The organism is Rathayibacter sp. VKM Ac-2926 (assembly GCF_022815565.1).
Taxonomy (GTDB): Bacteria; Actinomycetota; Actinomycetes; order Actinomycetales; family Microbacteriaceae; genus Rathayibacter; species Rathayibacter festucae.
On sequence record NZ_JALGRS010000019.1, the window covers coordinates 38,097 to 51,721 of the forward strand.

A 13,625-nucleotide genomic window follows, 5' to 3' on the forward strand; every position below is an offset into this window, starting at 1 on the left:
GAGCTGCGCCCACTCCCACGCCGCTCCCTGCGCGGCGTGGCGCAGTCGGCCTAATCACGGGGTCGCTTCCCGTGGAGCGACTCCCGACCGTCTACGTCGATTCGCTGGCACGCGAATCACCGGTTAGCCTCGCCGCCGAGAGACTGGTCGTTCACCTGCCCGACGACGCCGACCTCGAGCCTGTCGCCTCATGCGAAGACGCCGAGACGATTTCGGGCTTCAACGCGAAGAAGGCGGGCCCTCTCGGGCCCGCCTTCTCGTCGCAGTAGGTCAGACTCCGACGTGGTTGCGGAACCTTGCGATGGCGGCGAACTCCTCGACCTGGAGGCTGGCGCCTCCGACGAGGGCGCCGTCGACGTCGGGCTCGCGCATGAAGCCGGCGATGTTGCCGGACTTGACGGAGCCGCCGTAGAGGATGCGCGTCTTCGCCGCGGTGTCGGCGCCGAGGATGTCGGCGACGACGTCGCGGAGGGCCTTGCAGACCTGCTGGGCCTGCTCGGGCGTGGCGGCCTGGCCGGAGCCGATGGCCCAGACCGGCTCGTAGGCGACGACGATGTCGGCGTCCGAGGGCAGGCCGGTGAGGGCCTCCTTCAGCTGCGCGACCGGGACCGCGGACGGGCCGTGCTTCTCGAGGTCCTCGGCGGTCTCGCCGACGCAGACGATCGGCGGGACGCCGTGCTTGACGGCCGCGGCCGTCTTCGCAGCGATGTCCGCGTCGGTCTCGCCGTGCAGCGTGCGACGCTCCGAGTGGCCGACGATGACGTAGTCGCAGTCGAGCTGCTTGAGGAACTGGCCGGAGATCTCACCGGTGTAGGCCCCGCTGTCGAACTTCGACAGGTCCTGCGCGCCGTACTTGAGCGGCAGCTTGTCGGAGTCCACGAGGATCTGCACGGGGCGCAGATCGGTGAACGGCGGGAACACCGCGACCTCGACGCCGTCGAAGTCGTGGTCGGCGTCCTTGAGGCTCCACGCGAGCTTCTGGACGAAGGCGATGGCCTGGAGGTGGTCCAGGTTCATCTTCCAGTTGCCGGCGATGAGCGGGATGCGGGATGTCACTGCCATCCGAGGACCTCCAGTCCGGGGAGGCGCTTCCCCTCGAGGAATTCGAGGCTGGCTCCGCCTCCCGTCGAGATGTGGCCGAACTGCCCGTCCTCGAAGCCGAGGGCGCGCACCGCGGCGGCCGAGTCTCCGCCGCCGACGACGCTGAGTCCGTCGACCTCGGTGAGGGCCTGGGCGACGGCCTTCGTGCCGGCCGCGAACGGCTCGAGCTCGAAGACGCCCATCGGTCCGTTCCAGAACACGGTCTTCGAGGCCGCGACGACCTCGGCGAACCGCTTCGCGGTGTCGGGCCCGATGTCGAGACCGAGGCCGTCCGCGCCGAAAGCGGTGTCCTCGATCGCGTCGGCGGGGGCCGTCACGTACTCGGCGTCGGCTCCGAACTTCGAGGCGACGACGACGTCCGTGGGGACGACGATCTCCACCCCGAGCTCCTTCGCCTTCGCGAGGTAGCCGAGGACGGTGTCGATCTGGTCGGCCTCGAGCAGGCTCTTGCCGACCTCGTGGCCCTGGGCCTTGAGGAAGGTGAAGAGCATGCCGCCGCCGATGAGGATCGAGTCGACCCGCGGGAGCAGGTGGTCGATCACGCCGAGCTTGTCCGAGACCTTCGAGCCGCCGAGGACGACCGTGTAGGGGCGCTCCGGCTTCTCGGTCAGGCGGTCCAGGACCTCGAGCTCGGCGGCGATCAGCGTTCCGGCGGCACTGGGCAGCAGCTGGGCGAGCTCGTAGACGCTCGCCTGCTTGCGGTGCACGACGCCGAAGCCGTCGGAGACGAACGCGTCGCCGAAGGCGGCGAGCTTCTCGGCGAAGGCGCGGCGCTCGTCCGCGTCCTTGCTGGTCTCCCCCGGGTTGAAGCGGAGGTTCTCGAGCACGACGACCTGGCCGTCCTCGAGGGCGTCCACCGCGGCGGAGGCGGAGTCGCCGACCGTGTCGTCGGCGAACGAGACGGGGGCGTCCAGGAGCTCGCCGAGGCGCTTCGCGACGGGCGCGAGGCTGTACTTCGAGTCGGGGGCGCCGTCGGGGCGGCCGAGGTGGCTCACGACCACGACTCGCGCGCCCTCGGCGACGAGCCGCTGGAGCGTGGGCACCGACGCGCGCACGCGGCCGTCGTCCGTGATCGTTCCGTCCTTCAGGGGGACGTTCAGATCGCAGCGGACGACGACGCGCGTGCCGGCGAGGGAGCCCAGTGAGTCCAGAGTGCGGAGCGTCACGGTGTCACTCGTCACGGAGTCGTGACTCAGAGCTTGCCGGCGACGAGCTCGGCGACGTCGACGAGGCGGTTGGAGTAGCCCCACTCGTTGTCGTACCAGGAGGCGACCTTGACCTGGTTGCCGATGACCTTGGTCAGGCCGGCGTCGAAGATCGAGGAGTGCGGGTCGGTGACGATGTCGCTGGAGACGATCGGGGCCTCGGTGTACTTGAGGATGCCCTTGAGGTCGCCCTCGGCGGCGGCCTTGTAGGCCGCGTTGATCTCCTCGACCGTGGCCGACTTCGACAGCTCGACCGTGAGGTCGGTGATCGAGCCGGTCGGGACCGGGACGCGCAGCGCGTAGCCGTCGAGCTTGCCGACGAGCTCGGGGATGACGAGGCCGAGGGCCTTGGCGGCACCGGTCGACGTCGGGATGATGTTGACCGCGGCGGCGCGCGCGCGACGGAGGTCGCTGTGCGGGCCGTCCTGCAGGTTCTGGTCGGCGGTGTAGGCGTGGACCGTGGTCATCAGACCGCGCTCGATGCCGAAGTTGTCGAGCAGGACCTTGGCGAGGGGCGCGAGGCAGTTCGTGGTGCACGACGCGTTCGAGACGATGTCGTGGACCTGGGGGTCGTAGGTGCCCTCGTTGACGCCGAGGACGATGGTCGCGACGTCGTCGCCGGTGGCGGGAGCCGAGACGATGACCTTCTTGGCGCCGGCGGTGATGTGCTTGCGCGCGTCCTCCGACTTGGTGAAGCGGCCGGTCGACTCGATGACGACGTCGACGCCCAGCTCGCCCCAGGGGAGGTTCGCGGGGTCGCGCTCCTCGAGCACGATGATCGGCTTGCCGTTGACGACGATCTTGTCGCCGTCCAGCTCCACGGTCGCGTCGAGGCGGCCGGTGATGGAGTCGTACTTCAGGAGGTGCGCGAGCGCCTTGTTGTCGGTGAGGTCGTTGACCGCGACGATCTCGAGGTCGCTGCCCTTGGCGAGGGCCGCACGGAGGAAGTTACGGCCGATACGGCCGAAGCCGTTGATGCCGATCTTGACGGACACAGATATCTCCTGGAGAGGAAGGGCACCTCGACGGTGCAGTGGAGGGTGTGGATCGCTGCGAGAGCGGCGTCCCGGATCGGGACCCGGGACGCCGGAATCGCTACGACAGTAGCAGGAGGCCGGAAGTGTTCTGGCGGGCCTTCTCGAAGCGCGCGGAGACGTCCGCCCAGTTCACGATGTTCCAGAACGCCTTGACGTAGTCGGCCTTCACGTTGACGTAGTCGAGGTAGAAGGCGTGCTCCCACATGTCCAGCAGCAGGACCGGAACGGTCGCGGCGGCGTGGTTGCTCTGGTGGTCGTAGAGCTGCTCGATGAGCAGCTTCTGGCCGAGGGAGTCCCAGGCCAGGATCGACCAGCCGGAGCCCTGGATGCCGAGGGCCGAGGCGGTGAAGTGCGCCTTGAACTTGTCGAACGAGCCGAAGTTCTCGTCGATCGCCGCGGCGAGCTCGCCGGTCGGCTTGTCGCCGCCGTCGGGCGAGAGGTTGTTCCAGAACACGGTGTGGTTCACGTGACCGGCGAGGTTGAACGCCAGGTCCTTCTGGAGCTTGTTGACGTTCGCGAGGTTCTCGCTGTCGCGAGCCTCCTGCAGCGCGGCGAGGGCGGTGTTCGCCCCGGTCACGTACGTCGCGTGGTGCTTGTCGTGGTGGAGCTCCATGATCCGTCCACTGATGTGCGGCTCGAGAGCCGAGTAGTCGTAGGGCAGTTCGGCGAGCGTGTAGTCAGCCATGTGCGATCTCCTGTTCGTGGTCGTCGACCTCAGTGATCCGCCGGGTCTCACGGCCCCTCACCGCTGTGCGGGAGGGTGTGCCGGGGTGTCCTGAGCGACCTTTCCAGTCTAGTGAGAGCCGCCCTCCGCACTCGGAGTGTTTCCTCCGTTCAACCAGGAGACACTCAGCGTTCCCGCGTTCGTGCGCCCGACGGCCCTTCGGCTCGCGCGGGGCTCAGAGGTCCTGGAGCTCGGCGGGGAGGTTCGCGTCGGTGCCGGGGATGTCGAGGTCGGTCGCGCGCTTGTCGGCCATCGCGAGCAGGCGGCGGATGCGGCCGGCGACCGCGTCCTTCGTCATCGGCGGGTCGGCGTGGTGGCCGAGCTCGTCGAGGCTGGCGTCGCGGTGGGCGAGCCGGAGGCGGCCGGCGTAGCGGAGGTGCTCGGGGATGTCCTCGCCGAGGATCTCCATGGCGCGCTCGACCCGGGAGCAGGCGGCGACGGCGGCCTGCGCCGAGCGGCGGAGGTTCGCGTCGTCGAAGTTGACCAGGCGGTTGGCGGTGGCCCGCACCTCGCGGCGCTGGCGCAGCTCCTCCCAGCTGGCGACGGTGGAGGTCGCGCCCATCAGGGTGAGCATCGCGCTGATGCTCTCGCCGTCGCGGACGACCACGCGGTGCACGCCGCGCACCTCGCGCGACTTGGCCTGGACGCCGAGGCGCCCGGCCGCACCGACGATCGCCATCGCCGCCTCGTTGCCGGGGCAGATCACCTCGAGCGCGGCCGAGCGGCCGGGATCGGTGAGCGAGCCCTGCGCGAGGAAGGCGCCGCGCCAGACGGCGGCGAGCTCCTCGCGGGTGCCGGTGGTCAGCCGGTTCGGCAGTCCGCGGACGGGACGGCCGCGCTGATCGAGCAGGCCGGTCTGGCGGGCGAGGGTGTCGCCGCCCTCGACCACCCGGACGAGCCAGCTGGTGGTGCGGCGCGAGCCGCCGGCCGACACGATGCTGCCCTCGCTGCGGACGCCGTAGAGCTCGGCGAGGTCGCGGCGGACGCGGGTGGCCAGGGGGGCGGAGTCGAGCTCGACCTCGACCGCGAGGCGGTTCGAGATGATGTGCAGTCCTCCGGAGAAGCGGAGGATGGTCGCCAGTTCAGCGGCACGGACGGTGTTCTTGCGCGAGACGATCGCGACCAGTTCGCCCTTGACATCTGCAGTGAGGGCCACGGAGTCTTCTTTCCTTACGTCGGGAGCGCGGCGGAGCGCGCGGGGATCATTCTCGGCCGAGGTCGCGGTGCGCCACGTTGACGGCGACACCCGGCAGCTCGGCCAGTCGGGCCGCGACGCGGCCGGCGACGGCGACCGAGCGGTGCTTGCCGCCGGTGCAGCCGATGGCGATGGTCGCGTGGCGCTTGTTCTCGCGCTGGTAGCCGTCGAGCACCGGCCGGAGGGCACGCGAGTAGGAGTCGATGAACTCCTCCGCGCCCTGCTGGGCCAGCACGTAGTCTCTCACCTCTTCGTCGAGACCGGTGTGCGGGCGGAGCTCCGGGATCCAGTACGGGTTGGGCAGGAAGCGCGCATCCGCGACCATGTCGGCGTCGGTCGGCAGGCCGTACTTGAAGCCGAAGCTCATCACGGTGATCTGCAGCCCCGCGCGGCCGGCTTCGGCGAACCGCGTGGTGATCGTGGTCGCGAGCTGGTGCGGGTTGAGGTCGGAGGTGTCGATCACGATGTCGGCCGACTCGCGCAGTTGCGCCAGGCGGGTCCGCTCGGCGGAGATGCCGTCGAGGAGCGTGCCGCGCCCCTGCAGCGGGTGCGGGCGGCGGACCTGCTCGAAGCGGCGGACGAGAGCGGCGTCGGCGGCCTCGAGGAAGACGACGCGCAGATCGACGCCGACGCGCAGCTCGCGCACGATCTCGCCGAGGTCGGCGAAGAAGTCCCGCCCGCGGACGTCGACGACGGCCGCGACCTTGGGCACGGTGTCGCCCGCCCGCTGGGCGAGATCCACCAGCGGGCGCAGCATCTGCGGCGGGAGGTTGTCGACCACGTACCAGCCGAGGTCCTCCAGCGCGTTGGCGGCGGTGGATCGTCCGGCTCCGGACATCCCGGTGACGATCAGCACGTTCTGCTGCTCGCTCTCGGTGCTCATGGGGTCTCCGTGCTCGTGTGGGGTGGTCGCGGACCCTCCTTCGGGGAGGGCGGGCCTCCAGCCTAGGGTGTGGCCCTGAGCAGAGCACCCGGCGGAAGGTGGTGCCTCATGGATGCAGGTGCCCGTGGATCGCGGCCGCGAGCGTCGGCCCGATGCCCTTCACCTCCGCGATCTCGGCGTCGCTCGCCTCGCGCAGGCGGGTCACCGAGCCGAAGTGCTTCAGCAGGTCGCGCACCCGCGTCCCGCCCAGCCCCGGGATCTCGGCCAGCTGCGACGAGATGTCGCGCTTGCGCCGCTGCCGCTGGTGGGTGATCGCGAAGCGGTGCGCCTCGTCCCGGATGCGCTGGAACAGGAAGAGCGCGTCGCTGTTGCGCGGCAGGATCACCGGGAAGTCGGAGTCGGGCAGCCAGATCTCCTCCAGCCGCTTGGCGATCCCGCAGAGCGTGATCCCGGTGACGCCGGACTCGTCGAGCGCGCGCTGGGCGGCCGCGACCTGCGGCTGCCCGCCGTCGACGATGAGGAGGTTCGGCGGGTAGGAGAACTTGCGCCGCTTGGCCTCCCCCGTCTCGGGATCGACCTCGGCGGGCTCGGTCGGCTCCTTGAGGTAGGCGAGGCGCCGGGTGAGCACCTGGTGGAGGGACTCGGTGTCGTCCGTGGACTCCGCGATGCTGAAGCGGCGGTACTGGTCTTTGCGGACCAGGCCGTCTTCGAAGACGACCATCGAGGCGACGATGTTCGTGCCGCTGAGGTGCGAGACGTCGTAGCACTCCATCCGCAGCGGCGCCTCGGCCATCCCGAGCGCGTCGCGGATGTCCTCCAGGGCCTGTGTGCGCGCGGTGAAGTCGGCGGAGCGCCGGGTCTTGTAGAGCATCAGCGAGTGCTTGGCGTTCTGCGTCGCGGTCTCGAGGAGGGCCGCCTTGTCGCCGCGCTGCGCGGCGCGCAGACGGACGTTGGCACCGCGGAGGGAGCCCAGCCACTCCTCGAGCGCCTCGGAGTCGTCGGGCAGCTCGGGCACGACGACCTCGCGCGGCGGGACGTCGCCGCCCTCGTAGGCCGCTTGCAGGGCCGTGTCGACGAGCTCGGCGGTGCTCATGTCGAGCTCCTTGTCGACGACCCAGCCGCGCTCACCGCGGATCCGGCCGCCGCGCACGCGGAACTGCTGCACCGAGGCGGCCAGCTCGTCGTGCACGATCGCGTACAGGTCGACGTCGACGTTGTCCTTCAGCACGACCGCGCTCTTGGCGAGCACGGCGTCGAGCGCCGCGGCCTGGTCGCGGAGCTTGCCGGCGCGCTCGTACTGCATCGCCTCGGCGGCCTCGCGCATCTCGCGCTCGAGCTCGCCGATCATCTTGCGGTCGTGGCTGCCCATGAACGCGACGAAGCGGTCGACGATCGTCCGGTGCTCCGCGAAGGTGACCCGGTGCGAGCACGGACCGCCGCAGCGGCCGATCTGCGAGGCGAAGCAGGGCTTCCCGCTCTGCATCGCCCGCTTGTAGTTGGAGTCGTTGCAGGTCCTGATCGGGAACGCCTTGATCATCAGGTCGATCGTCTCGTGGATCGCCCAGATCTTCGGGTACGGGCCGAAGTACCGCGCCCCGCGGATCTTCGAATTGCGGGTCACCATCACCCGCGGCGCCTCGTCGCCGAGGGTCACCGCCATATACGGGTACGACTTGTCGTCGCGGAACTTGACGTTGAAGGGGGGATCGAACTCGTTGATCCAGGTGAACTCGAGCTGCAGCGCCTCGACGTCGGTGCCGACCACGGTCCACTCGACGCCGGACGCCGAGGTGACCATCCGCCGGGTGCGCTCGTGCAGGCTCGGCAGCGGAGCGAAGTAGTTGCTGAGCCGGGCGCGGAGGTTCTTCGCCTTGCCCACGTAGAGGACCCGGCCCCGGGCGTCCTTGAAGCGGTAGACGCCCGGGAGGGTCGGGATCTCGCCCGGCTTGGGCCGGAAGTCGACGGTCTGCGTCATGCCCGCGCCCCCGCTCCCCCGGCCCTCCGGGGACGACCGGCGAGGCGGAGCCGCGTCACGGCAGGATCTCGGCGAGGAAGGTGCCGGTGTGGCTCTCCTTGACCTTCGCGACGTGCTCGGGGGTGCCGATGGCGACGACCTGGCCGCCGCCCGCGCCGCCCTCGGGACCCATGTCGATCAGCCAGTCGGCCGACTTGATGACGTCGAGGTTGTGCTCGATCGTGATGACGGTGTTGCCCTTGTCGACGAGGCCGTTGAGCACCAGCAGGAGCTTGCGGACGTCCTCGAAGTGCAGACCGGTGGTCGGCTCGTCGAGCACGTAGACGCTGCGCCCGTTCGAGCGGCGCTGCAGCTCGGTGGCGAGCTTGACGCGCTGCGCCTCGCCGCCGGAGAGCGTGGTCGCGCTCTGCCCGAGCCGGACGTAGCCGAGGCCGACCTCGACCAGGGTCTTGAGGAACCGGTGGATCGAGGTGATCGGCTCGAAGAACTCGGCCGCCTCGGCGATCGGCATGTCGAGCACCTCGGCGATGTTCTTGCCCTTGTAGTGCACGGTCAGGGTGTCGCGGTTGTAGCGCGCTCCCCCGCAGACCTCGCACGCGACGTAGACGTCGGGCAGGAAGTTCATCTCGATCTTGATCGTGCCGTCGCCCGAACAGGCCTCGCAGCGCCCGCCCTTGACGTTGAAGCTGAACCGGCCGGGCAGGTAGCCGCGGGCCTTCGCCTCGGTGGTCTCGGCGAAGAGGTTGCGGATGCGGTCGAACACGCCGGTGTAGGTCGCCGGGTTGGAGCGCGGGGTGCGGCCGATCGGGTTCTGGTCGACGTGCACGACCTTGTCGAGGTTCTCGAGCCCGGTGACGCGCGTGTGCTTGCCCGGCACCTTGCGGGCGCCGTTGAGCTGGTTGGCGAGCACCCGGTAGAGGATGTCGTTCACCAGCGTCGACTTGCCGGAGCCCGAGACGCCGGTGACCGCGACGAAGGTGCCGAGCGGGAACTCGACGTCGACCTTCTGCAGGTTGTTCGCGTTGGCGCCGACGACCTTGATCACGCGCTTGCGGTCGATCTTGCGGCGCTTCTTCGGCAGCTCGATCGAGCGGCGGCCGGCGATGTAGTCGCCGGTGAGCGAGTGCGTGTTCTCGAGCAGCGACTCGTAGGAGCCGGAGTGCACGACCTGGCCGCCGTTGACGCCGGCGCCGGGGCCGATGTCGACGATCCAGTCGGCGGTGCGGATGGTGTCCTCGTCGTGCTCGACGACGATCAGGGTGTTGCCGAGGTCGCGCAGCTTGATCAGGGTGTCGATCAGCCGGCGGTTGTCGCGCTGGTGCAGGCCGATGCTCGGCTCGTCGAGGACGTAGAGCACGCCGGTGAGACCGGAGCCGATCTGGGTCGCGAGCCGGATGCGCTGGGCCTCGCCGCCGGAGAGCGAGCCGGCCGCACGGGAGAGGTTGAGGTAGTTGAGCCCGACCTCGATCAGGAAGTCGAGGCGCGCGCGGATCTCGCGGAGCACCTGCGCGGCGATGGTGGCCTCGCGCGGGGTGAGCTGCAGCTCGCTCATGAACGACTGGGCGTCACCGAGGCTGAGGTCGGCGACGTCGGCGATGCTCGCGCCGTGCACGAGCACGGCGAGCACCTCGGGCTTAAGGCGCGAGCCCTTGCAGACGGGGCAGGCGACCTCGCGGAGGAACTCGGCCCAGCGCGAGCGCTGCACATCGGTCTCGGCCTGCACGTACTGCCGCTCGATGTAGGGCACGACGCCCTCGAAGCCGGAGGTGTAGCTCATCTCCCGGCCGTAGCGGTTCTTCCACTTGACCTTGACCTCGAAGTTGTCGCCGTGCAGCACGGCCTGCTGCACCTCCGAGCTGAGGCGCTTCCACGGGGTGGTCAGCTTGAAGCCGAGGTCGCGGGAGAGGCCGTCGAGCAGCTTCTCGTAGTACTGGAAGAGGCCCTTGCCCTGGGTGGTCCACGGGATGATGACGCCCTCGGCGATGCTGAGGTCGGGGTCGCCGAGCAGCAGCTCGTCGTCGACCGACATCCGCGTGCCGAGGCCGGAGCACTCGGGGCAGGCGCCGAAGGGGGCGTTGAAGGAGAAGGTGCGCGGCTCGATCTCGGTGAGCGAGATCGGGTGGTTGTTGGGGCAGGACAGCTTCTCGGAGTACGTCGTCCACGCGCCGTCGCCCTCGCCGTCTACGAAGTTGATCTGCACGATGCCGTCGGTGAGGCGCAGCGCCGTCTCGAGCGAGTCGGTCAGGCGGCCGAGGATGTCCGGGCCGGCGACGAGGCGGTCGACGACGACGGAGATGTCGTGCTTGTACTGCTTCTTCAGCACCGGCGGCTCGCTCAGCTGGATGAGCTTGCCGTCGACCATGGCGCGGGAGTAGCCGCCCGCGGTCAGCTCCTTGAAGAGGTCGACGAACTCGCCCTTCTTCTGCGAGACGACCGGGCTGAGGATCTGGTAGCGGGTGCCCTCCTCCAGCTCCATCAGCTGATCGGCGATCTGCTGCACGGTCTGCGCCGAGATCGGCTCGCTGCAGACGGGGCAGTGCGGGATCCCGATGCGGGCCCAGAGCAGGCGCATGTAGTCGAAGATCTCGGTGATCGTGCCGACGGTGGAGCGCGGGTTGCGGTTGGTCGACTTCTGGTCGATCGACACCGCCGGGCTGAGGCCCTCGATGAAGTCGACGTCCGGCCGGTCGACCTGGCCGAGGAACTGCCGCGCGTAGGCGGAGAGCGACTCGACGTAGCGGCGCTGGCCCTCGGCGAAGATCGTGTCGAAGGCGAGCGACGACTTGCCCGACCCGGACAGTCCGGTGAAGACGACCATCGAGTCACGGGGGATCTCGAGGTCGACATCGCGCAGGTTGTGCACTCTGGCCCCGCTCACCACCAGCTTCGACACCGATTCGTCCAGGGAGGAGACGAAGCGGTGGAAGGAGGGTGAGGGGGTGGTGGAAGGGTCCGTAACGGCGTTCAGGATCGACACCTCGAAAGTGTATGCGGAGCCACCGACATCGCCCGGGGCGTTCGCTGGCCGCTGATCCCGGACCCCGCGACTTGCGCTCGTCGACGCCGCCCGCACCGGTGGGCCGGCCCGCGCGGGCCGGCCCGGATCGGTCAGGACAGGTGCCCGGCCTTCTCCATCTGCCGCAGCTCGCGCTTGAGCTCGGAGACCTCGTCGCGCAGGCGCGCGGCGAGCTCGAACTTCAGCTCGCCGGCGGCCTGCAGCATCTGGCCGTTGAGGTCGGCGATGATCGCCTCGAGGTCGTTGCCGCCGTTCGCGGCGAGACCCTGGCGGCGCAGGTTGGGCGTCGGGCTCTTCTTCTTGGCGTCGCGGCCGGCCAGGAGCTTCGCGGTGTCGGCTCCCTCGCGGGCGAGCGCGTCGGTGATGTCGGCGATCTTCTTGCGCAGCGGCGCCGGGTCGATGCCGTGGTCGAGGTTGTAGGCGACCTGCTTCTCGCGACGGCGATCGGTCTCGTCGATCGCGAGCTTCATCGAGTCGGTCATCTTGTCCGCGTACATGTGCACCTCGCCCGAGACGTTGCGCGCGGCGCGGCCGATGGTCTGGATGAGCGAGGTCGACGAGCGGAGGAAGCCCTCCTTGTCGGCGTCGAGGATCGCGACGAGCGACACCTCGGGCAGGTCGAGGCCTTCGCGGAGGAGGTTGATGCCGACGAGGACGTCGTAGACGCCCGCGCGCAGCTCGGAGAGCAGCTCGACCCGTCGCAGCGTGTCGACGTCGGAGTGCAGGTAGCGCACCCGGACTCCGGCCTCGGTGAGGAAGTCCGTGAGCTCCTCCGCCATCCGCTTCGTGAGGGTGGTGACCAGCACGCGCTCGTCGCGCTCGGTGCGGAGCTTGATCTCCTCGAGCAGGTCGTCGATCTGGCCCTTGGTCGGCTTGACGACGATCTCGGGGTCGATCAGGCCGGTCGGGCGGATGATCTGCTCGACGATGCCGTCGGCGATCCCCATTTCGTAGCGGCCGGGGGTGGCCGAGAGGTAGACGGTCTGGCCGACGCGGCCCTTGAACTCCTCCCACTTCAACGGGCGGTTGTCCATCGCCGAGGGCAGCCGGAAGCCGTGCTCGACCAGGGTGCGCTTCCGCGAGGCGTCGCCCTCGTACATCGCGCCGATCTGCGGCACGGTGACGTGCGACTCGTCGATGACGACGAGGAAGTCGTCGGGGAAGTAGTCGAGCAGGCAGTGCGGCGCCTCGCCGGACTCGCGGCCGTCGATGTGGCGCGAGTAGTTCTCGATGCCGGAGCAGAAGCCGATCTGCTGCATCATCTCGAGGTCGAAGGTGGTCCGCATCCGGAGGCGCTGCGCCTCGAGGAGCTTGTTCTGCTTCTCGAGGTCGGCGAGGCGGACCTCGAGCTCCTGCTGGATGGTGTCGATGGCGCGGTGCATGACGTCCTGGCTGGCGACGTAGTGCGAGCCGGGGAAGACGGAGACGGACTCGAGCTTCTTCACGACGTTCCCGGTGAGCGGGTGCAGCGTGTAGAGCGCCTCGATCTCGTCGCCGAACATCTCGATGCGGATCGCGAGCTCCTCGTACATCGGGATGATCTCGATCGTGTCGCCGCGGACCCGGAAGGTGCCGCGGGCGAAGTCGACGTCGTTGCGGGCGTACTGCATCGAGACGAACTTGCGGATCAGGCGGTCGCGGTCGACCCGCTGGCCGACCTGGAGCGCGACCATCGCCTCGAGGTACTGCTCCGGCTGGCCGAGGCCGTAGATGCAGGAGACGGTCGAGACGACGATGACGTCGCGCCGGCTGAGCAGCGAGTTGGTCGTCGAGTGCCGCAGGCGCTCCACCTCGGCGTTGACCGAGCTGTCCTTCTCGATGAAGGTGTCCGTCTGCGGGACGTAGGCCTCGGGCTGGTAGTAGTCGTAGTAGGAGACGAAGTACTCGACCGCGTTGTTGGGGAAGAGCTCGCGGAACTCGTTGGCGAGCTGCGCGGCGAGCGTCTTGTTGTGCGCGAGCACGAGGGTCGGCCGCTGCACGGCCTCGACGAGCCAGGCGGTGGTCGCGGACTTGCCGGTACCGGTGGCGCCGAGGAGGACGACGTCGGTCTCGCCGGCGTTGATCCGGGCGCTCAGATCGGCGATCGCTCCGGGCTGGTCACCGCTCGGCTGGTATTCGCTGATGACCTCGAAGGGGTGCACGGCACGGGTTGGCTCCATGCTCGAAGCGTAACCGCGACCACCGACATCGGGGCGGCCCTGCGCCGACGGCGAACGGGGCTCGCGCCGACCCCGGCCACACACCGCCCGGCTGGGGGCGCCGGGTCTCGATACACCCCTGCGGGGCTACTCGACCAGCAGGGGCGTCCAGCACGTGGCGAACGCATGCCCGACGGGACGCCGCTGCAGGCCTGCTCGATCAGCATGGGCGTCCAGCACCCTGCCACATGCATGCTGATCGAGTAGCGCGCGGAGCGCGCGTATCGAGCGGAGGGGGCGCCTTCGGCGCCAGTGCAGGGCGGGGAAAGGATCTTGTGGCTGGCTCGTTGT

The 13,625-nt window shown here is 69.4% G+C and carries 9 protein-coding genes; all 9 read right to left on the minus strand.

Annotated elements, in window-relative coordinates; all coding sequences use genetic code 11:
- Nucleotides 1-270: 270 nt before the first annotated feature.
- A complete protein-coding gene (gene tpiA, locus MT351_RS19195; protein ID WP_132436245.1) occupies nucleotides 271-1,062 on the minus strand; it encodes a triose-phosphate isomerase in 792 nt (263 codons plus the stop codon).
- Nucleotides 1,053-2,267: a phosphoglycerate kinase gene (gene pgk / locus MT351_RS19200; RefSeq protein ID WP_132436246.1), complete on the minus strand. Its 1,215-nt coding sequence runs from the start codon at nucleotides 2,265-2,267 to the stop codon at nucleotides 1,053-1,055. Before pgk ends, tpiA begins: the two co-directional genes overlap by 10 nt.
- Before the next feature lie 26 nt (nucleotides 2,268-2,293).
- The gene (gap, locus tag MT351_RS19205; RefSeq protein ID WP_243582971.1) at nucleotides 2,294-3,301 is read right to left on the minus strand and encodes a type I glyceraldehyde-3-phosphate dehydrogenase; all 1,008 of its coding nucleotides are present in this window, start codon (nucleotides 3,299-3,301) and stop codon (nucleotides 2,294-2,296) included.
- A 100-nt stretch (nucleotides 3,302-3,401) separates the two neighbouring features.
- Nucleotides 3,402-4,028, minus strand: coding sequence for a superoxide dismutase (locus MT351_RS19210; protein ID WP_123446266.1), 627 nt, complete (start codon nucleotides 4,026-4,028; stop codon nucleotides 3,402-3,404).
- A gap of 214 nt (nucleotides 4,029-4,242) precedes the next feature.
- Nucleotides 4,243-5,223 carry a DNA-binding protein WhiA gene (gene whiA, locus MT351_RS19215; RefSeq protein ID WP_123446265.1) on the minus strand — a complete coding sequence of 327 codons (981 nt, stop codon included), beginning with the start codon at nucleotides 5,221-5,223 and terminating at the stop codon, nucleotides 4,243-4,245.
- Between the two features lie 46 nt (nucleotides 5,224-5,269).
- Nucleotides 5,270-6,145, minus strand: coding sequence for an RNase adapter RapZ (gene rapZ, locus MT351_RS19220; protein WP_123446264.1), 876 nt, complete (start codon nucleotides 6,143-6,145; stop codon nucleotides 5,270-5,272).
- A 106-nt stretch (nucleotides 6,146-6,251) separates the two neighbouring features.
- On the minus strand, nucleotides 6,252-8,120 hold the full coding sequence (gene uvrC, locus MT351_RS19225) for an excinuclease ABC subunit UvrC (protein ID WP_132436247.1): 1,869 nt from the start codon (nucleotides 8,118-8,120) through the stop codon (nucleotides 6,252-6,254).
- A gap of 55 nt (nucleotides 8,121-8,175) precedes the next feature.
- Nucleotides 8,176-11,025 (minus strand): excinuclease ABC subunit UvrA, encoded by a 2,850-nt coding sequence (gene uvrA, locus MT351_RS19230; RefSeq protein WP_123735999.1) that lies wholly within the window; start codon nucleotides 11,023-11,025, stop codon nucleotides 8,176-8,178.
- 203 nt (nucleotides 11,026-11,228) lie between these two features.
- The gene (uvrB, locus tag MT351_RS19235; RefSeq protein WP_243582972.1) at nucleotides 11,229-13,295 is read right to left on the minus strand and encodes an excinuclease ABC subunit UvrB; all 2,067 of its coding nucleotides are present in this window, start codon (nucleotides 13,293-13,295) and stop codon (nucleotides 11,229-11,231) included.
- Nucleotides 13,296-13,625 lie beyond the last annotated feature (330 nt).

Coding starts and splice junctions, on each gene's coding strand:
- tpiA (WP_132436245.1), bottom strand. CDS start 1,062: ATGGCAGTGACATCCCGCATCCCGCTCATCGCCGGCAACTGGAAGATG.
- MT351_RS19210 (WP_123446266.1), bottom strand. CDS start 4,028: ATGGCTGACTACACGCTCGCCGAACTGCCCTACGACTACTCGGCTCTC.
- rapZ (WP_123446264.1), bottom strand. CDS start 6,145: ATGAGCACCGAGAGCGAGCAGCAGAACGTGCTGATCGTCACCGGGATG.
- uvrC (WP_132436247.1), bottom strand. CDS start 8,120: ATGACGCAGACCGTCGACTTCCGGCCCAAGCCGGGCGAGATCCCGACC.
- uvrB (WP_243582972.1), bottom strand. CDS start 13,295: ATGGAGCCAACCCGTGCCGTGCACCCCTTCGAGGTCATCAGCGAATAC.